The organism is Proteus faecis (assembly GCF_030286765.1).
Classification (GTDB): domain Bacteria; phylum Pseudomonadota; class Gammaproteobacteria; order Enterobacterales; family Enterobacteriaceae; genus Proteus; species Proteus faecis.
Genome location: NZ_JASVWV010000002.1, coordinates 140,864 through 160,200 on the forward strand (window position 1 = coordinate 140,864; position 19,337 = coordinate 160,200).

A 19,337-nucleotide genomic window follows, 5' to 3' on the forward strand; every position below is an offset into this window, starting at 1 on the left:
TTGCCTCTCATCTTTCATTTGATTACGAATAATAATAAACGAAAGAAATAGAAAGGTAAAAGATCTAAATCACATTTTTATTGCTTTTGCATCGAAAGTAAATGAAAGATGATTAGAAAAAATGAGCCATTTTAGAGCTATAACTGGTGATCCCTTTGCGTAATAAATTATTTTTTGGTCGTCTTGACTGTCCTATCACGGTTTCAGTGACTTTTTGTACTAAGGTCTGTTTTTCTAAACGACGGGTTAATGGTGTTTGCTGTGTTGTATAATCTTCGCAAAAAATGACGTTTACCTCTTGTGTTGCTTTCACTCCAGTCACTAAAGCGTGAATAGCAGGGATTTCGAAACGAAAGTTATCTTTTTCGATAGGTAAGGGAAGTGAAGGTGTTTGCCATAAGTTGATACGATCAGCACAATAAAGTGCAATAATTACGGCACGCAATGACCAAAAACTACTGGCCGGCCCACTGTAGTTATCAACTAAACGAGGATCGTGAGTAAATAAGCCTTGAGTGGGAGCACCATTTTTTAATGCGCCTTGAGAAATAAAATAACGCAAACTACTTTCAAAGGCGCGTTTTGCCTCGCCCACTTTTACTGAAGGGCAATGTAAATCGACACCTGCTAACAATGGCGCAGAAACCGCAAGGCGATAGCAGGCACTTCGACCAAAGAAAGGAATGCCTTTTGGCGTCATAAAATAAAGGTAATGTTGATTAAAGGTATTAAGTGATTGAGTAATAAATGTTGTATCAAATTGAGGATCAATCTGTGCTAACCAATATAATGAATAATAAAAACCCCATGCATTGTAGTAATCATAATTACCTTTTGCCCCATCACGAAACCATCCATCACCAACATAAAACTCTTTTAACCGTTCATAGCGCCAATGGGTAATAGTGTCTTTTCCTGTGAGTGCTTTAATAACAAATTGGACGGTAAGAGGGAAAAAATGCCAGTTATTATCAACAATTTCACAGTGATTAACTTGTTCGAACCAAGTAATAATTTGTTGCTGTATGGCAGGTGTTAATGTATCCCACACCCATTCACGGCTGATCCAAAGAGTAAGCGCTAAATCAGATGCTTCACAAATTCGTTGATCGTAATCTTCAAGTTTTCCCCAATATCCTTTATGAAGTGGATCAGTGCCATGAATAAAGCTTTGTTTGATCATTGAAGGTAAGTTGAAAGCTTGATGATTTAATCCTATCAACGTACTTTTTTTGCTGCTAACTACCCATGTGGCAAGTAGAGGAAGTACTCTGCTAACCCCTTCAAGAGCATCAGTTCTTGCTGTTTGTTGCCCTGGGCTTCCTGGATAATAAGCATGAGAGTAACCCCAGACTTGGTAATGATGAAAAGCCTGTGTGACATATTGTGTTAGCATTTCGCATAAAGAGAAAAGCGATTGGTTTTCATCATTAAAAAAGTCGGTGATCGTTTTATCATAGCGACGATAAGCCGATTTTCTGACTAATCGTCGAATGATATTTTCCTTAAATAAGCGTTGGTAGATTTCTACGTTAGGGTGCTCATAAGGGAGTTTTGGACGTGCTGAAGATGCAATTTCAATAGCCATTTTCGTATCTCAGAAAAAAGACGCATCCTTGCGAAACAAAACGGAAGTTGAATATTAAGGTTTTGCAGAATCCACGAGTATTTGATAGTGATCTTGTCCCCAAAGAACGGGCTTGGGTTTATCTTTGATCCACTGGTAATATGCATTTTTTAGCTCTGTTACTTTTTGTGGATTTTGTTTAGCCAGATCGATTGATTCCGCCGGATCTTTTTTATCGTTAAAAAGTTGAGGCTGATTTTTCCCATCATCATAAAAATAGAGCGCCCATTCACCGTCACGTACAGCCCAAGCACCTTTAGAGAGTTTTTCTAAATTAGGATTTGTCGGTGGTGTTTTACGTTGATAGGTTATCCATTGGTGATATCCATGCCAAAACTCTTGGTTTTCTTCGCTGTAATGTTTAGTGCCAGGACCTGCCCAATAAAGATAGTTATGAGGAGACTTTGTTGTTTCGCCTTTAAGCAAAGGCATGATGTTCTTCCCTTCAACGTTTAGATTGTCAGGGATCGCAATACCTGCTGTTTGTAGTGCAGTGGGTAAAATATCGAGTGCGGAGATCATTTCATCACTTTTTGTTCCCGCTGGAATAGTGCCAGGTTGATAAGCAATAAAAGGTACTCTAACGCCACCATTAAACATTTGCCCTTTAAAGCCTCTATCCATCGCATTCATTGGCATTGGTGACTCATTAACAGCACCATTATCCGATAAGAAAAAGATCAGTGTATTTTCTAGCTCACCGTTTGCTTTTAGTTTTGCAATAATTTGACCTATACCTTCATCTGCTGCATTTAAGGCAGCAAAGTATTTATCTGCTTCAACATTACCTGTATCAAATTTCTCCATGTATTTAGCTGGTGAGGCTTGTTCTAATGGAATATGGGGAACGCTATATGAAAGATTGATAAAGAAAGGCTTATCTTTATGTTCATCAATAAATTTTAGGGTTTCATCCGTTAAAAGATGTGTGGTGTAACCCGGAGCTGGAACATTGACACCATTACGCCAAAATGCAGGCGAATTCCACAAAGCTACGCCTGATGCGTAGTAACTAAAATCATAATCGAAACCGCGTTCATGAGGAGCATAACCAGCTTCTGGTGTTGAGATCATGTTGTCGTGATAATCGCGAGTTTGCTTACTTTCATTAATTTTCGGTTTGCGGATCACTTTTGCATTATGCCATTTACCGATACTGGCGGTGGCATAACCATTTTCTTGAAAAAGTGAAGGCAATAGTTTGATATCTTGAGGAATACCTAAAATCGCATCATCATTACTGTAAGTACCAAAGCTTGCTGGAGAGCGCCCAGTAAAGATCCCAGCTCGAGAAGGGCCACAAACAGGATGAGCAACAAATGCATTGGTCATTTTGGCACCATTTGTGGCCATTTCACTGACATTTGGCATGGCAATGCGCGCAGCTTCTACCATTTTGTTGATATCGCCTTCATAACGTGGCGGTGTAGATCGTTGTGCTAATGCATCAACATCTAAGGTATCCAGTACAAAATCAAGTTGTCCTGTGCCTAAATCATCCATCACTATCAGTAAAATATTCGGCTTTTCAGGTGTACCAGCTGCATTGGCAGATATTGGAATGCTTAAACATGACGTAGCAATCAGCCCAGCGAGTAAGCTTTTTTTAACAGAAGGTAAGATCACGGATTTTCTCCAGAATAAATAAAATAAAAAAAGGATTACTTTAGATAGTTTTTTTTCATTGCAGGAAGCGCATCACTCGCGAGTCCTCCTCGCGAAATGGCTTGTTGCATTAGTTGCATACCGATCGCTGTATGATGAAATATTTTTTTATAAGAGCGACATAGATAGTTATGACGATACTTTTCGCCTTCAATAGCAACAATGCGATGTTTTGGGCAACCGCCATAACATAAACTTTGCACTTCACACTGTTTGCAAATACTCGTTTGTTTATCATATTTATTTTGACCAAAACGCTGCTGTTGCTTTGAAGTGGTTAAATGTGCAAGGCTATTTTGATGAATATTTCCTAAATTATTGGCGGGATAGACATAGTGATCGCAAGAATAAACATCACCATTAGCTTCAATGATCAATGCTTGACCACAAGTTTTGGATTGAATACAGGTTGATGCGGGGTATCCCATCCACGTACCCAGTAAACTATCAAATAAGCGAATATATATTTTTCCTATATCGCCTTGTCGTATCCATTCATCAAATACTTCTGCTATAAATTGTCCGTAGCCCTCAGCTGGGACAGAGAATGGAGCTAACTGTGCATTGGGACCCGGAGCATAATGCCCGCCGTGAGTATGAGGAAAGCGTCTATCGACTTCGACAATAGGAATAAATTGAAAGAAGGTTGAACCTAACTCTTTTAAGGCTTGATAAGTCTCTTTTCCTTTATTCCAATTTTGGTCATTAACGACAGTCAGTGTGTTAAATTCAACGCCATATTCATTGAGTAGCTTAATTGCACGCTTTACTCGTTCAAAAGTAGGGCTACCATTGACTGAAATACGATATTTATCGTGAACCGCTTCAATACCATCAATTGAAACGCCTAATAGAAAGTGGTGATCAGCAAAAAATTGCGCCCATTGGCGATTAATGGCGATTGCATTGGTTTGTACACTATTTGTAATTGTCTTGCCGTTAGCAAATTGTTTTTGGTATTTGACGACTTGTTCAAAGAACGCTAATCCAGCAAGCGTTGGCTCACCACCTTGCCAAGAAAAATCAACCTGATCTCCACTGTGTGATTGAATATAGTCTTTAATATAACGACGAAGTACGCCATCTGGCATCACTGTATGGCCTGTTTCTTTTGTTTTATCTTGAAAAATATTTTCTTTTTCCAGATAAAAACAATATTCACATTTAATATTACAGTGGTAGCTTGTGGGTTTTGCCATCATATGAAAATAAACAGGTTGATTTAATGTCATTAGTCATTTCCTGAGTTTCTTTTTTATCCTGTTACATTACGTAAAATTTATCAAAACAAAAGAGATTAAAATCACAAATACAGAATTTCGAAAGTAATTGAAAGTTAATTGCGAAAGAGAAATACAGTTATTTTCGATAAAATTACTTTCGATTCGATACTATTTCATGTTCTATTGACTATTTGAGCTATTTATTTTTCGAAAATAAATCAATGTAGTGAAGTTTTAATCTGTATTTTGTGAAATACAACGAAATTAAATCTATATTATTGTGATTCATCTAGCTATATATGGTGTAATCATAAGTATAGTGATGCGTTATATCATTTTATTTATTGGAAACTGGTGGCCTCAAGGCTATCATTGAAGCTACACGAAAATAATCGTAAGTAATCGATGATGATTCGAAACTTTGTGAAAGAGATCAAAAGTTTTGTTTTTTTACATTGTCGGTAAAAATTGGCGTAGTAAACTACATTCGAAACCAATCGAAAGATACTCTTTTGGTTTCGTAAGGAGACGAAAGTGAAAGCGGCAGTTGAGAGGCGTATGGAAATCCTCGATATGGTAAACCAACAGGGTAAAGCCAGAGTCGAAGATCTCGCTGAATTATTTAAAGTCTCAAGTGTCACTATCCGCAGCGATCTAAGTTTTCTTGAGAAAAATGGTTATATCGTTCGTTCTCATGGTGCAGCAATTCCTAATACAGGATTTATTGCCGAATTGAGTATCCACGAAAAACGTGGGCAAAACGCGGGCATAAAAACATTAATCGGGAAAGCTGCCGCAACGCTGATAAAGGATGGAGACACCGTCATTCTTGACTCGGGGACAACTACTCGCGAAATCGCGACACATTTAAAGTCGCGTGAAAATGTAGTGGTCATGACTAACGGTCTGGATGTCGCAATGGAGTTAGCAAATACCTCAGGTGTAGAAGTATTAATGACCGGTGGTGTATTGCGAAAAAGTGCGTTGTCTTTTTCAGGCTCACAAGCTGAAAATAGTCTTAGAAATTACCGTTTTGATAAGGTATTTCTAGGTGTTGATGGATTCGATTTACGTGTTGGTATCACTACACACAATGAACAGGAAGCTAGTCTTAACCGTTTAATGTGTGATATCTCAGAAACGATTATTGCGGTTGCAGATTCTACGAAATTCAGTAAACGCAGCTGTCATATGATCAGAGAGTTTGGTGATATTGATATATTAGTGACCGATTCGGGTATTCCTGAAGAATATATTCAGGAACTGAAAGATCATAAAATCGAAGTGATTATCGTCGACGATAAGGCATCGTAATTTGCTAACTCCATTAGCAACACCGCCGGTGTTGATTATGGAGTTAGTATTTAATGCATCCTTTAGAAAAGATTGTTCAGCAACATAAATCAGGCAAACAGAATGGTATTTATTCTGTTTGTTCTGCCCATCCTTTAGTAATAGAAGCAGCTCTATTACAAGCGCTGGATAATGATTCCTTTCTGCTAATTGAAGCCACCTCTAATCAGGTTGATCAGTTTGGTGGTTATACGGGAATGACCCCCGCTGACTTCTACCAATATGTTATTGAACAGGCGAAAAATGTCAGTTTTCCTATCGAGAAGCTTATTCTTGGTGGCGATCATTTAGGGCCTAATCGCTGGCAACACCTTAATGCTGAAGATGCGATGGCAAATGCAGATGTGTTGATTGCACATTATGTTGCCGCGGGGTTTAAGAAAATCCATCTTGATTGCAGTATGTCTTGTGCTGATGACCCCATTCCTTTGACGGATGAAATTGTGGCATCTCGTGCCGCTCGCCTCGCGGTAATTGCAGAAAATACGGCAAAAGAGACATTTGGTACAAGTGATATTGTTTATGTTGTTGGTACAGAGGTCCCCGTCCCTGGGGGCGCCGCTGAAGAACTTGATACTGTTGAAGTGACTTCGCCTGATGCTGCACGTAAAACATTGGAGTGTCATCGCCAAGCTTTTCATGATGTGGGGGTTGGTGATTGCTGGGAACGCGTTATTGGTTTGGTGGTTCAACCCGGTGTTGAATTTGATCATACGGGTATCATTGATTATCAACAAGAAGAAGCACAAGCATTAAGCCAAGTGGTAAATGATTATTCTCATCTTGTTTTCGAAGCTCATTCTACTGATTATCAAACTAAAGATGCTTATAAACAGCTAGTCCATGATCACTTTGCCATTTTAAAAGTAGGACCCGCACTCACCTTTGCAATGCGTGAAGGTTTATACGCACTTTGCTCCATTGAAGAAACATTATTCCCTCAAAAACAGTGCTCTAGATTACGTGAAAAAATGGAGCAACTGATGTGCCGTGAGCCAGGTTTTTGGCAAAAATACTATCATGGTGATGAGCATCAACAAGCCTTTGCCCGAGTATATAGCTTTAGTGATCGCATTCGTTATTACTGGCCTGATGCTGAAATTAATGCCGCCATCGACACACTCATGGATAACTTATCCGTTAAACCAATTCCATTGCCATTACTGAGCCAATATCTGCCTTATCAATTTACCCAATTTAGAGAAGGCATGATTGACGGATCGCCTAGATCTTTTGTTATTGCGAAAATTCGTGATGTGTTATCGGTTTATGCCGATGCGTGCTATGTCCATTAATTGAGGGAAACCATGGAATATTTAAGTTATCAGACCGCTCAATTAGAGCAATTGAATGCATTTTGGACTGCGAAAGAAATTGAACAACAACCAGAATGTTGGAAGAAAACATGGCAGTCAGTGAAGGAAAAACGTGATGATATTGCATCTTTTTTAAATAAAGCGCTCGCAGTACCTCATGCGCGAATTATTTTAACTGGTGCTGGCACATCAGCATTTGCTGGAAAAGCATTAGCCCCTATTTTAAGTGGTCATACAAAACGTCGGGTAGATGCGATTGCAACAACTGATTTGGTGGCTGATCCACAAGAATATTTAGCGGAAGATATTCCTACATTATTAATTTCTTTTGCTCGCTCGGGTAATAGCCCTGAAAGTGTGGCGGCATTAGATGTTGCAACTGAATGTTTATCTCAATGTTATCACTTAGTGCTGACATGTAATGCCAATGGCAAGCTTTATGAGTATTGCCAAAATAATAGCAGTGCATTGGCATTGTTGATGCCAGAAGAATCAAATGACCGTTCTTTAGCAATGACCTCTAGCTTTTCATCCATGATGATGGCGGCTGTGACTATTTTCTTAGGTGATAACGTCTTTAGTGACTCTATCGCCCCCTTTTTTAGTCACTATAAGGCGCAGTTTAATAAAGCAAATCAAATTATTAGGGATAAATATGCCGGTAAGTTTAAACGGGTTATTTATCTAGGAAGTGGTGGATTGCAAGGTTTAGCACAAGAAGCCGCATTGAAGATGTTAGAGCTTACGGCAGGTAAAGTGGTCGCGAGTTTTGATACTCCACTAGGCTTTCGACATGGACCTAAGTCTATCGTAAATAAAGAAACTTTAGTGGTAATGTTTTTCTCTAATGATCCTTATACACGTCAATATGAGACAGACTTATTACGAGAGGTTATTCACGATAATGCATCAGGCAAGGTGATCGCGATCACCGCACGAAATGATAACGCTTTTTCAGCCGAGAGTTTTGTTTATATTCCAGCGTTAGAGAACTGTTCTGATGTGGCGTTATTGTTCCCTTACTTGATGTTGGCACAATCATTCGCATTTCACAGTTCTATTGCACTAGGGAATACGCCTGATAACCCGTCTCCGACAGGAGAAATCAACCGCGTTGTACAAGGCGTCACAATTTATCCGTTCTCACTCAAAAAGACGACACACAGTCTGCTTTAAATTAATAAAATATAATAAGAGAGCTAATCATGAACACACCAAATATTGTCTGGACCCGCATTGATGAACGTTTACTCCACGGTCAAATCCGCATTACATGGGGTAAACATACAGAAGCAAACCTGATTTTAGTGGCTAATGATGATGCAGCAGAAGGCCCTAATGCCGCATTTATGCAAGCAGGAATGAAAGCGTCAGCAGGTGGTGAATACGCTGTTCGCTTCTTCTCTATTCAAAAAACGATTGATGTCATTAGTAAAGCATCTCCTCGTCAGAAAATTTTTGTTTTGTGTAATAACCCGAAAGATGTTGCCCGTTTAGTGGAAGGTGGTGTGCCTATTACTCACTGTAATGTTGGCAATATGCACTTTCATGAAGGGAAACGCCAAATTGCGAAAACTGTATCAGTCAATGATGCTGATATTGATGCATTTAAAAGCCTTGTCGCAAATGGTGTGACTTGCACAATTCAAAACACTCCCGATCAGACACCTGTTGATGTGTTAGCGCTCGCATCAGCCTGATAAATTCCTGAACAAAAAACCTGCGTTAGCAGGTTTGAGGATTATTTATGATTTTTGAAGCTTCTTTAGTGGCTTTATGGGCCTTCTTTTGCGGTATAGATAAGTATGACGTTGCATTAAATATTCACAGACCATTAATTACAGGGCCTGTTGTTGGCCTGATTATGGGGGATATGCAAATTGGATTGATTGCAGGTGCAACATTAGAACTCGCTTGGTTAGGGCTTGTACCTAATGCTGGCGCTCAGCCACCCGATGTAACACTTGGTACTATTGCTGCTGTTGCTTTTGCTGTAATGACAAATCAATCACCTGAAGTTGCTATGGGGATTGGTATGCCAATTGCTGTGTTAATGCAAATGTTGGTAATTGGTTTCTTTGCTATGACAGCTTTCACTATGGGAAAAGCCGATAGATATGCAGAAAGAGCCGATGCAGCAGGTGTTTCACGACTTCTGATCATTACGATTACGGTGCGTTCATTACTTTATGCTTTGGTTGCTTTTGTTACGGTTTATTTCGGTGAACATGCCGCTCAGTGGATTGATGAAAATACCCCCAAAGTCTTGCTGGAAGGCCTAGGTATTGGCGCGAAAATGGTTCCTGCAATTGGTTTCGCCATGTTGCTAAAAATTATGTGGTCAAAAGAAGTGGCGGGTGTGTTCTTTATTGGCTTCGTGATGACGACTTATCTCAAACTTCCAATTATGGCGGTCGCTATTTTAGGTGCGTCAGCCGCAGCACTTTACTTCTTCTTTAGTGGTAATAACAAAAATTCAAGTCAGCAGAATGAGGATTTCGAAGATGGTATCTGATAACAGCACCGCATTGAAAACGCAGGATAAACCAGAAACGGGTTCTTTGATTGATGGCATTGACGAGTATCAAGATACCACAGTCAGAAAAGTGATCACTAAAGGTGATCTCTGGAAGTGTGCGTTCCGTGGCTTGTTTATGGAAGGTAACTTCAACTTTGAGCGTATGCAAGGTGGCGGGTTTGCGTTCTCAATTATTCCAGCATTGAAAAAAATCCACGGAAATAACAAACGTGACTATGCAACATCATTAAAAAACCATCTACAGTTTTTTAATGCAAGTCCAAAGCTGTTTACCTTCCTATTAGGAACAGCCGTTGCAATGGAAGAAAATAAAGAGAAACCTTCTACTGTTAATGTGATGAAAGTTGCAGGCATGGGGCCAACTGGGGGTATTGGTGACGCGATTGACCATATGACCTTAATGCCACTGACATTAGCATTAGGTGCTTCCATTGCAATGGAAGGGTCAATTGCAGGGCCTTTTGTTTTCTTCTTTTTATACCAAATTGTGCACTTTTTAGTGTATTTCGGGCTGATGTTCATGGGCTATCGCGCAGGTACAGCGGCGATGGTCAATATGAGTGATGCTACTGAAAAACTGGCTAAAGCCGCCAATATTATGGGGATCTTTGTCATTGGTGCGCTCTCCGCGACCTTTATCAAGGTGCAAACCACCGCCTCGTTAGAGCTGGGAGGGAAGGTGGTTGAATTGCAAACCGCGCTCTTTGACAAAATTATGCCGAATTTACTGCCTCTGTGCTTAGTTTTCCTGATGTACAAAATGGTGAAAAGCACCGGTTTTTGGGGTAAGCCTCCGGTATTGATTTTCTCAACCTTAGCCTTTGGCGTTGTCGGTCACGTATTAGGATTCTTATAACAGAGAACCTTTATCACCGTCATTATTGTTAATCGAAATACATTATTAACTTGTTATAAACGGGCAGGAGAGTGTTCTGCTGCCCGCAAGGAGTCACTCATGATAGGTCTTATTGTTTCAGGGCATCTTAATTTTGCTTCTGGTATGGCATCAGCTGTAAAAGCGATTGCTGGAGAACAGGAAGATATTGCGTTTATCGATTTTGTTGAGTCAATTTCCCCCGATGAATTAGAAGAAAAAATGCGTGAAGCGATTGACTCAATGTCATGCCAGCAATACCTCTTTTTAACAGATTTACCCGGTGGAACCCCTTGTAATCGTGCGATGGCAATTATGATGCAAAACCCAGCTGTTGAAGTGTTAGCGGGTGTGAATCTACCGATGATAGTTAATGCAACTTTTGAACGAGAAGGGTGTTCAACGGCAGAGTTAGTACAAACGTTACGCGAAATAGGTCAAGAAAGTATTCAAGATATTCGCGAGCAATTGGCTCAAATAAACAGCAATGATGTTGAAGAAGAAGACGGTTTATGAGTCAGCGATATGCCATTTTGGCAGATAGAACCTTTACACCAGAAGGTATTCGTTATCTTTGCTATGTCCGTGTTAAAGGTGATGTTATTGAATCGATCACCACACAAGCGCCAACAGATTGCCCCATCATTCGCCTAAAAGGGAAATCGTTATTACCTGGTTTTGTGGATATTCATATTCATGGTCGTGAAGGTGCGGATGTAATGGATGCGACTCAGCAAGGATTACAAACCATTGCTGATGCGCTTGTGAAAACAGGTGTGGTTGCTTGGGTTGGTACAACAGTAACAGCACCGATGGACGATATTCGCCAAGCATTGTCACAAGTACGTGAATTTTTATCAAAGCCACAAACGTCTGGTGCGCTACTACTCGGTAGCTTTTTAGAAGGACCTTATTTTACGGAGCGCCATAGAGGTTCGCATCCGGTGAAATATCTAAAAGCACCAACCATATCAGAGCTAGAAACACTGCTTGAAAGTGCGGGTGACACATTATTGCGTGTTGCTGTTGCACCCGAAGCTCAAGGCTCGATGGAGGCGATTGATTGGCTGGTCAAAAGAGGTATTAAGCCAAGTGTGGCGCATACCGCGGCAACTTATGAACAAACATTAGATGCATTTTTGCATGGCGCAGATTGTGGCGTGCACTTGTATAACGGTATGACGGGACTTCATCATCGCGAGCCGGGATGTTGTGGCGCGGTGTTATATCACGATGTATTGGCGGAATTGATCGCAGATGGCATTCATGTTCATCCCGTTATGATGCAACTAGCGTATCGCATGAAAGGCTACCAACAACTCGCTTTAATTACAGATTGCATGCGTGCGGGGGGATTACCTGATGGCGATTATACGCTAGGTGCCCAAACAGTTAACGTCACCCAAGGTCAAGCCAAAACCGCCGATGGCTCTTTGGCGGGAAGTACTTGTAGCTTAGATAGTGCATTAAGAAACATGGTGCAACTCGCTCATGTCCCTGAGTGGGAAGCGGTGCAAATGGCAAGTGCGATCCCTGCTGAGTATCTCGGTATCGGCGATAAATTGGGTTATATCAAAGCGGGGCGACAAGCCAGTTTTGCTGTGGTGGATGAGTGTTTTCATCTCACCGATACATTCATCAGAGGAAATCATATTTACTCTGTATCCGGGGAAAATGCATAGCTTTTTTTAGTTATGCACCCATCTGTAAAAATGAGGTATTTATAATGGAAATTCGTCAGCCAATTCATAGTGAACATGCTAAAAGGCTTGATACAGAAGGACTTCGCAAGGAGTTCCTGATTGAAAACCTATTCTGTGAAGGGGAAATGAATCTCACTTATAGCCATATAGATCGCATTATTGTTGGCGGTATTGTTCCTACAACACAGCCTTTAGCGTTAATGGCAGGTAAAGCATTAGGCGTTGATTTCTTTTTAGAAAGACGTGAGTTAGGTGCCATTAATATTGGCGGTGCCGGCAAAGTGATCGTCGATGGTGAAGTGTTTGATATTGGTGCTCGTGAAGCGATTTATATCGGAATGGGCGCTAAAAGTGTTGAATTTACTAGTGACAGTGTAGAAACACCTGCGCGTTTTTATATGAATTGTGCGCCAGCCCATCATACTTATCCAACGCGAAAAATAACACAGCAGCAAGCATCACCAGAAAAAATTGGTAGTGCAGAAAACTGTAATGTTCGTACTATTTATAAATTCTTACACCCTTCAGTTCTGCCAACATGCCAATTATCCATGGGGATGACGGTTCTTGAGCCCGGTAGCTTATGGAATACCATGCCTTGTCATACCCATGAGCGTCGTATGGAAGTGTATCTCTATTTTGATATGAAAGATGACAATGTGGTTTTTCATTATATGGGGGAACCAACGGAAACTCGTCATTTAGTTGTTCGTAATGAGCAAGCAGTGATAAGCCCTAGCTGGTCAATTCATTCTGGCGTGGGCTCTGCATCTTATACCTTTATTTGGGGAATGGTTGGTGAAAATCAGGTATTCCACGATATGGATCATGTGGCAATGAAAGATCTGAAATAACCACAAATAGTCATATTTTCTTTTTACCCTACATATAAAAAGGTGTGGCAGTAATTGCTACACCTTAGAGGTTTCGTCATGAATTTATTCGATTTAAATGGCAAAGTTGCCATTGTTACAGGTTGCAATACAGGTTTAGGACAAGGCATGGCGATCGGCTTAGCACAAGCGGGTGCCGATATCGTTGGAGTGGGTATTCAAGATGCGCCTGAAACTCGCCAACAAGTCGAGGCATTGGGGCGTCGTTTTCATTACATTACACAAAATTTAATGAAACAAGATGGATTACAAACGCTGGTGGATGAAGCCGTTTCTGTTATGGGGCGCATTGATATTTTAGTGAATAATGCTGGAATTATTCGTCGTGAAGATCTCTTGGAATTTGGTGAAAAAGATTGGGATGATGTGATTGATATTAATCAGAAAACACTGTTCTTTTTATCTCAAAAAGTCGCTCGCCAATTTGTGAAACAAGGTGAGGGTGGCAAGATAATTAATATTGCTTCTATGCTCTCTTATCAAGGTGGTATTCGTGTTCCTTCTTACACCGCAAGTAAATCTGCAGTAATGGGATTAACTCGCGCATTAGCGACTGAACTCGCTCAATATAATATCAATGTAAATGCGATTGCCCCGGGCTATATGGCAACAGATAACACTGCTGCTCTGCGTGCTGATGATGTTCGTAATGCAGCTATTGTAGAGCGAATTCCTGCGGGACGTTGGGGAACACCTGAAGATGTTGCTGGCCCTGCGATTTTTTTAGCTTCTAAAGCCAGTGATTATGTTAATGGATACACCATTGCGGTTGATGGTGGTTGGTTAGCTCGTTAATTTCATGGAGAGGTAGGATGGAATACGCTAATACAGAGACTTTGCAAAGAGAGTTTGTATTGCAAAACATGAAGCGAGTGTATCGTTATCAATCGGCTAATCAAGTTCGCAGTGTTCGCCGTCGCAGTGGTAAAATCCGTTTTATTAAAGATACTGATTGGGAACGTGGTGTTTTATGGAGTTGCGTAAGTGCCGCATGGCAAGCAACACAAGACGAAGAGTATCTTAATGGTGTATTAAATTACACATTGCATACAGGATTTAGAACGGGGCCTAATGCACGTTTTGCGGATGATCATGTTTGTGTACAAGCTTACCTTGCCGTAAGCCCACTTTTTGAACAATCTGAAATTCTTGAGTCAACCATTAAAGCATTCGACATTATGCTTGATGATCCTAAACCGGGTCGTGAAGATTGGTGGTGGTGTGATGCGCTTTTTATGGCACCTCCAGGATTTTCAGCATTAGCTGAAATCACCAATGAGCGACGTTATTTAGATTATATGCACACAGCTTATTGGGATGCGATTGACCATTTACGTGATCCTGAAACAGGGCTTATCTTCCGTGATTATCGCTATATTCCTGATAATCAAGGTAATGAATTGCGCGAAGCTAACGGTGAAAAAGTATTTTGGAGCCGCGGTATCGGTTGGGTTTTATCTTCGATACCTCGTATCTTAAAATATATGCCGGATGATTATCATGGGCGTGAACGTTATATTGCACTGTTTAAAGAATTAGCGATATCCATCCTTGATTATCAACATGAAGATGGTTTTTGGCGAACCAGTTTACTCGATCCTAATAATTTTCCTGCACCAGAAAGTTCAGCAACAGCGCTATTTTGTTATGGGCTAGCATGGGGAATTAATCAGGGAATATTAGAGAAAGAGGTGTATTTTCCTGCATTAAACAGAGCATGGTCAGCATTACAAACCTGTATTCATGACAATGGCATGATAGGTTGGGTTCAACTTCCGGCATTTAACCCTCGTGAAGTGAAGTTCGAACATAATATGGATTATGGTGCTGGTGCTTATTTATTAGCAGGAAGTGAAGTTTTAAATCTTTTATAAAATTGCGAGCGCTTTGATATTGACGCTTTGTTTTTTTGCTCTTTATATGCCTTCCGCACAATATATTCCTATTTAGGATGCCGACCCTATTTGGGGTCGGCTTTTTTATGTTACCTCTTATTATAAATTAGGGTGCTTAGATTAAACCGTAATCACTTAATGAGAAAACTGTGGGGGATTGCTCCCCCACAAGGTTAGTGTTTATTACTGATAAACTTAACCTGAACATTTATATATTCACTATTAATGGTGAAATTCTCGATTGGATTATTATAGAATAAAGTTATCAGTAATACAGTGATATTTATACTAATAACAATCACACTAATCAGAGAATATTTGTTCATTTTCTTGACAGCTCCTTTATAAGGAGGCAGAATCAAATTGTTAGGGTTTGAGTCCGCCTCGGTTAATATATAATATATTTTCCGGGGCTTTTCTCTTTCTGGCTTTGGCAAAATGCTTGAACCAGATTGATCCAAGCACCCGCGCAGAGCATAGCAAACTATTAAAATGAGACAACACATTTATTATCAATAATAAACCATTCGATTTGTTTTTATTATTTTAAATAAATAATTGATTTGCTAACTGCGTGAGTAAATAAAATAAGAGGTAACATAAATCTGTTACCTCTTATTATAAATTAGGGTGCTTAGATTCAACTGTAATCACTTAATGAGAAAACTGTGGGGGATTGCTCCCCCACAAGGTTAGTGTTTATTACTGATAAACTTAACCTGAACATTTATATATTCACTATTAATAGTGAAATTCTCGATTGGATTATTATAGAATAAAGTTATCAGTAATACAGTGATATTTATACTAATAACAATCACACTAATCAGAGAATATTTGTTCATTTTCTTGACAGCTCCTTTATAAGGAGGCAGAATCAAGTTCTCAGGTTTGAGTCCGCCTCGGTTAATATATAATATATTTTCCGGGGCTTTTCTCTTTCTGGTATTTGGCAAAATGCTTGAACCAGATTGATCCAAGCACCCGCGCAGAGCATAGCAAACTATTAAAATGAGACAACACATTTATTCTCAATAATAAACCATTCGATTTGTTTTTATTATTTTAAATAAATAATTGATTCGTTAATTTTAGTTCTTAATAAAAGAAGAGTCTCGATATCAACATATCGAGACTCTTTAATTTAAAAGTTAGGGATACTACTTAACTAAATTAACAACTATTGGTGTTGCTTGTGTGGTTGTTGTCGTAATCAGCGTATTATTATTTTGATGTTTAATATTAATATCGGATTGAGATGTTGCTAATTTCCATATTCCTTTTATGGTGACAGTACTGCTTATTGGTTGAGATTCTGCCGTAAGCCAATTTCGGGAATAAACACTGACTTCAATTTGATTATCCTTATGATCAATTTGGTCTTTTTCTATACCTTGATATAAATTTAAATCAGGATTAACAATACTTAGTGTTAATTGTTGTTTCTGTATTTTAGCCATAACCATCGTTGGTGAGTCACTCGACAATAATAAAGCTTGAGGAGAATTAATTTCGGTAGCTTCAAAGAAAGCGTATCCCTCTTCTTGGGTTATTTTATCTTTTACAGCATGAAGTTGATTATTATGTTGCAATACCGTGTATTCAGGTGCTTTCTTATCCTGTGATTCGATCGCTATCGCATACTCATAAGTTGCATTACTCGGTGCATTACCATGAGATATCACAGCTGTTGCAAATAGTTGTTCTGTTGGTTTCGAATTTCTATCATCCAGAGAATGTTGTTTTTGATAACTAAATTCTACTGTTTGTCCTTTACTTAACTTATATAAATTGCCAGCAGGATCAATTAAGGTATCAGCATTATTTAAAGTTAATTGAGTACCTAATTGATTCACTTTTTTACCATTAATTATCACTGATTGTAATTTAGGAACAGCAAACTGGAATAGTGTCGTTTCTGTTGTATGTTGTTTATCATCATTTTCAATACCAGATCCTAACGCAATGACTCTATTATCAAATAAGAAATAGGATTTATTAGCCCTTAAGCTTTGTTGTTGATATTTACTGTGGCCATGTAATTTCATAGCAAACATGCTGTTATTATTAAGTGTATTAGCACCAGAATAGCTTTCTGTTGAAAGTAACATTTCTTCAATACCAGCTGCAGGTAATTGATTAAGTTTTGCCTCAAGTTCGTGATAGGGAAGATGGATTGTTGTTGTTCCTGGGTATCGATTCCAATCCCATCCAGCATGGCTAAATCCTGATTGAGCTAAATCAGCAGGAATAATTTCCAATTGACCATACTGTAAATAACGTCCATAACGATTGTTATTTTCATAACTTTCATTACCAACAAGATAACGACTAAAACCGCGAGCGATCGCAAGCCAGCTTTGCTGTGGTGCTTGAATAGAGGTTCTACGTTGTATCGCCATTGAAGCATAGTTCATTGCCCATGCACCAGTGGGTTCATTTTCAGCGTTAATTCCTTCAAAACTCTCTTTGTGATCTAGTTTTGCATAGGCCGCAGCCAATGTCGCATCTACTTTTTGTTTTCCATCAGGTGTACCGGCTAATGCCATCCATTTAAATGGAGCAATTCCTATTTTATGTAATCCAGTAGGATGACGACCACTTAGTACCACAGGGATTTGTGTTTCTTTAGTGTAGATGCGCATTTTTAATAACACATCTTTTAAGCGCTCATGAGCAGCAGGTGAAAGCCGGAAAGGGGAGTCACTTAGCGCATAAACACTCGGTGCTAAACCACCAAATGCGTCTTTAGCGTAAGCAGGATAATGTTGTGAATGGTGAAAAATAGAACCATCAGGTTTGAAACCACCGGCAACACCTTTTGAACTTAGGATGGTTTTATTTAGCCAGTTTTGTAGTTGTGCTAAGGCTTGTTGGCGTTGTTGATAATCTGGCAACATCAGTAAGCTTTTTATCATCCACTGTAATTGAGTATTGAGAATATCGACATTTGCATCAACGATTTCATTATCTTTTTCAAAAATTCGCCCTGTGGCGTTGTACCACATCATGGCTTGTTGAGTAGGCGCTAAAAGGTTATTTTTGGCAAGAATATGACGACCAATAAACCATGCATCAAAAAGCTCTCTGGTTTGATATCCAACATGAGTAATAATTTGATAACCACTACCTCGTGCAAAACCTTGTTCAAGGACGTAACGAGTGCCTAATAAATAAAGCGCTTCTAATTTTTTTCTATCGGCTACTGATAAGGAGTTACTACGCAAGTAAATAGCAGTTTGAAGTAGCGTTTTACCTACATCTCTTAGCATATTGGCATCAAGTAACGCTTTTTTTGTCTCTTCACTAAATACACCTTCAACTTTCATAAAGTTTTGTCGGTTAGGATGATCGAGTGCTTTTCCTGTTATTGAACCATCCGCGTGTTGTGTTAATTCTAATTTTTCCCAGAGTGCTAAATTTTTATTAAGCATGTCTGAGGTGATTTTTTTATCAGCATTAATTCCCTGATAATATTCAAAACGCTGATAAATTGATGCCATTTCAGCTTGATCATCATGAAACTCAGTATTGAAATTTAGAGTTGGATAATGAGCTTTAAACATCTGATCATACATCAGTAAAGCACTCCAGTTTTTACTGACCATGGTGTTTACTGCATTATTGACATACGGTGTTTGATAGTCAGGAACGGTCCACCGATTGTCTAAAGGTACACTCATAATAATTTGATCAAAAAAGAGCGTTCCAGCCTGATCTGGAGCTGTTATCACTAATTGATCCAATTTCCCCGTTGCGGAACCTTGCATATCACGAAAAGGAACAGCAATACCTCGCCATCCTGTAAAATTAAGCTGAGTATCAAAGCTTAATGCTATTTTGTTATTTTGCTTAAATTGCAATGTTAATGGGGAAGTTTGAGGCTTTTCATTATAAATCCACATCATAAAAGTGAGAGGTGTCGCTGTGTTTTTATCATCTTGATAATTAACTACATTATTTAATATCAAGGTTGAGTTGGGTTGATATTGCCACTTGAGCGATTGTTCACCATCTTTAGCGTGCTGTTTACTCAGTGATAATAGGTTATTGTCTGAAGTGGTGAGGGTATTGGGCATTTCACTTTCAAAGAGATAAATATCACCGAAAGTTTCATTAGAAAGAGAGAGGGAGGCCTGTGTGGGTAATGATAAACATAAGCTTAATGCCATCGCATGTGCTAAAGGGTTTTTTATTAGCATAATCAGATTTCCTGCAAATAAAAAAGGAACGCAGATGCGTTCCTTTT

At 39.3% G+C, this 19,337-nt stretch carries 15 protein-coding genes; 11 read left to right on the forward strand and 4 right to left on the reverse strand.

What is annotated here, in order from left to right; genetic code table 11:
* Positions 1-112: 112 nt before the first annotated feature.
* The 3 genes from QSH13_RS04780 to QSH13_RS04790 are packed head-to-tail and all read right to left on the reverse strand — an operon-like array spanning position 113 to position 4,524.
* Positions 113-1,588, reverse strand: a complete 1,476-nt coding sequence (locus QSH13_RS04780; protein WP_109396968.1) for a DUF2264 domain-containing protein — start codon at positions 1,586-1,588, stop codon at positions 113-115.
* Between the two features lie 54 nt (positions 1,589-1,642).
* Positions 1,643-3,253: a sulfatase family protein gene (locus tag QSH13_RS04785; protein WP_109406589.1), complete on the reverse strand. Its 1,611-nt coding sequence runs from the start codon at positions 3,251-3,253 to the stop codon at positions 1,643-1,645.
* Positions 3,254-3,288: 35 nt separating this feature from the next.
* Positions 3,289-4,524, reverse strand: coding sequence for an anaerobic sulfatase maturase (locus tag QSH13_RS04790; RefSeq protein ID WP_109406590.1), 1,236 nt, complete (start codon positions 4,522-4,524; stop codon positions 3,289-3,291).
* Between the two features lie 525 nt (positions 4,525-5,049).
* Here QSH13_RS04790 and agaR point away from each other — a divergent pair.
* From agaR to QSH13_RS04845, 11 genes are all read left to right on the forward strand, one after another.
* A complete protein-coding gene (gene agaR / locus QSH13_RS04795) occupies positions 5,050-5,829 on the forward strand; it encodes a transcriptional repressor AgaR (protein WP_036912386.1) in 780 nt (259 codons plus the stop codon).
* Between the two features lie 53 nt (positions 5,830-5,882).
* Entirely contained in the window at positions 5,883-7,163 is a 1,281-nt protein-coding gene (kbaZ, locus tag QSH13_RS04800; RefSeq protein WP_286038887.1) for a tagatose-bisphosphate aldolase subunit KbaZ, read from the forward strand.
* A 12-nt stretch (positions 7,164-7,175) separates the two neighbouring features.
* Entirely contained in the window at positions 7,176-8,360 is a 1,185-nt protein-coding gene (locus QSH13_RS04805; RefSeq protein WP_109406592.1) for an SIS domain-containing protein, read from the forward strand.
* A 29-nt stretch (positions 8,361-8,389) separates the two neighbouring features.
* Entirely contained in the window at positions 8,390-8,884 is a 495-nt protein-coding gene (gene agaV / locus QSH13_RS04810; protein ID WP_069367636.1) for a PTS N-acetylgalactosamine transporter subunit IIB, read from the forward strand.
* A gap of 47 nt (positions 8,885-8,931) precedes the next feature.
* The gene (gene agaW / locus QSH13_RS04815) at positions 8,932-9,699 is read left to right on the forward strand and encodes a PTS N-acetylgalactosamine transporter subunit IIC (protein ID WP_109396963.1); all 768 of its coding nucleotides are present in this window, start codon (positions 8,932-8,934) and stop codon (positions 9,697-9,699) included.
* Positions 9,689-10,579 carry a PTS system mannose/fructose/sorbose family transporter subunit IID gene (locus tag QSH13_RS04820; protein ID WP_023581442.1) on the forward strand — a complete coding sequence of 297 codons (891 nt, stop codon included), beginning with the start codon at positions 9,689-9,691 and terminating at the stop codon, positions 10,577-10,579. The genes agaW and QSH13_RS04820 overlap by 11 nt, the downstream gene beginning before the upstream one ends.
* A 99-nt stretch (positions 10,580-10,678) precedes the next feature.
* Positions 10,679-11,113, forward strand: coding sequence for a PTS galactosamine/N-acetylgalactosamine transporter subunit IIA (gene agaF / locus QSH13_RS04825; protein WP_109396962.1), 435 nt, complete (start codon positions 10,679-10,681; stop codon positions 11,111-11,113).
* A complete protein-coding gene (nagA, locus tag QSH13_RS04830) occupies positions 11,110-12,279 on the forward strand; it encodes an N-acetylglucosamine-6-phosphate deacetylase (protein ID WP_286047517.1) in 1,170 nt (389 codons plus the stop codon). Before agaF ends, nagA begins: the two co-directional genes overlap by 4 nt.
* 44 nt (positions 12,280-12,323) lie before the next feature.
* Complete coding sequence (kduI, locus tag QSH13_RS04835) at positions 12,324-13,154, forward strand: 5-dehydro-4-deoxy-D-glucuronate isomerase (protein WP_109396960.1); 831 nt, start codon at positions 12,324-12,326, stop codon at positions 13,152-13,154.
* Positions 13,155-13,232: 78 nt separating this feature from the next.
* Positions 13,233-13,988: a 2-dehydro-3-deoxy-D-gluconate 5-dehydrogenase KduD gene (gene kduD, locus QSH13_RS04840; RefSeq protein WP_109396959.1), complete on the forward strand. Its 756-nt coding sequence runs from the start codon at positions 13,233-13,235 to the stop codon at positions 13,986-13,988.
* 17 nt (positions 13,989-14,005) lie between these two features.
* Positions 14,006-15,067 (forward strand): glycoside hydrolase family 88/105 protein, encoded by a 1,062-nt coding sequence (locus QSH13_RS04845; RefSeq protein ID WP_286047518.1) that lies wholly within the window; start codon positions 14,006-14,008, stop codon positions 15,065-15,067.
* Between the two features lie 1,181 nt (positions 15,068-16,248).
* Here QSH13_RS04845 and QSH13_RS04850 read toward each other — a convergent pair.
* Complete coding sequence (locus tag QSH13_RS04850) at positions 16,249-19,290, reverse strand: chondroitinase family polysaccharide lyase (RefSeq protein WP_286047519.1); 3,042 nt, start codon at positions 19,288-19,290, stop codon at positions 16,249-16,251.
* Positions 19,291-19,337 lie beyond the last annotated feature (47 nt).

Bases quoted from the DNA above. Each gene is read 5' to 3' on its own strand.
- QSH13_RS04780 (WP_109396968.1), bottom strand. From the start codon at position 1,588: ATGGCTATTGAAATTGCATCTTCAGCACGTCCAAAACTCCCTTATGAG.
- QSH13_RS04790 (WP_109406590.1), bottom strand. From the start codon at position 4,524: ATGACATTAAATCAACCTGTTTATTTTCATATGATGGCAAAACCCACA.
- kbaZ (WP_286038887.1), top strand. From the start codon at position 5,883: ATGCATCCTTTAGAAAAGATTGTTCAGCAACATAAATCAGGCAAACAG.
- QSH13_RS04805 (WP_109406592.1), top strand. From the start codon at position 7,176: ATGGAATATTTAAGTTATCAGACCGCTCAATTAGAGCAATTGAATGCA.
- agaV (WP_069367636.1), top strand. From the start codon at position 8,390: ATGAACACACCAAATATTGTCTGGACCCGCATTGATGAACGTTTACTC.
- agaW (WP_109396963.1), top strand. From the start codon at position 8,932: ATGATTTTTGAAGCTTCTTTAGTGGCTTTATGGGCCTTCTTTTGCGGT.
- QSH13_RS04820 (WP_023581442.1), top strand. From the start codon at position 9,689: ATGGTATCTGATAACAGCACCGCATTGAAAACGCAGGATAAACCAGAA.
- agaF (WP_109396962.1), top strand. From the start codon at position 10,679: ATGATAGGTCTTATTGTTTCAGGGCATCTTAATTTTGCTTCTGGTATG.
- nagA (WP_286047517.1), top strand. From the start codon at position 11,110: ATGAGTCAGCGATATGCCATTTTGGCAGATAGAACCTTTACACCAGAA.
- kduI (WP_109396960.1), top strand. From the start codon at position 12,324: ATGGAAATTCGTCAGCCAATTCATAGTGAACATGCTAAAAGGCTTGAT.
- kduD (WP_109396959.1), top strand. From the start codon at position 13,233: ATGAATTTATTCGATTTAAATGGCAAAGTTGCCATTGTTACAGGTTGC.
- QSH13_RS04845 (WP_286047518.1), top strand. From the start codon at position 14,006: ATGGAATACGCTAATACAGAGACTTTGCAAAGAGAGTTTGTATTGCAA.
- QSH13_RS04850 (WP_286047519.1), bottom strand. From the start codon at position 19,290: ATGCTAATAAAAAACCCTTTAGCACATGCGATGGCATTAAGCTTATGT.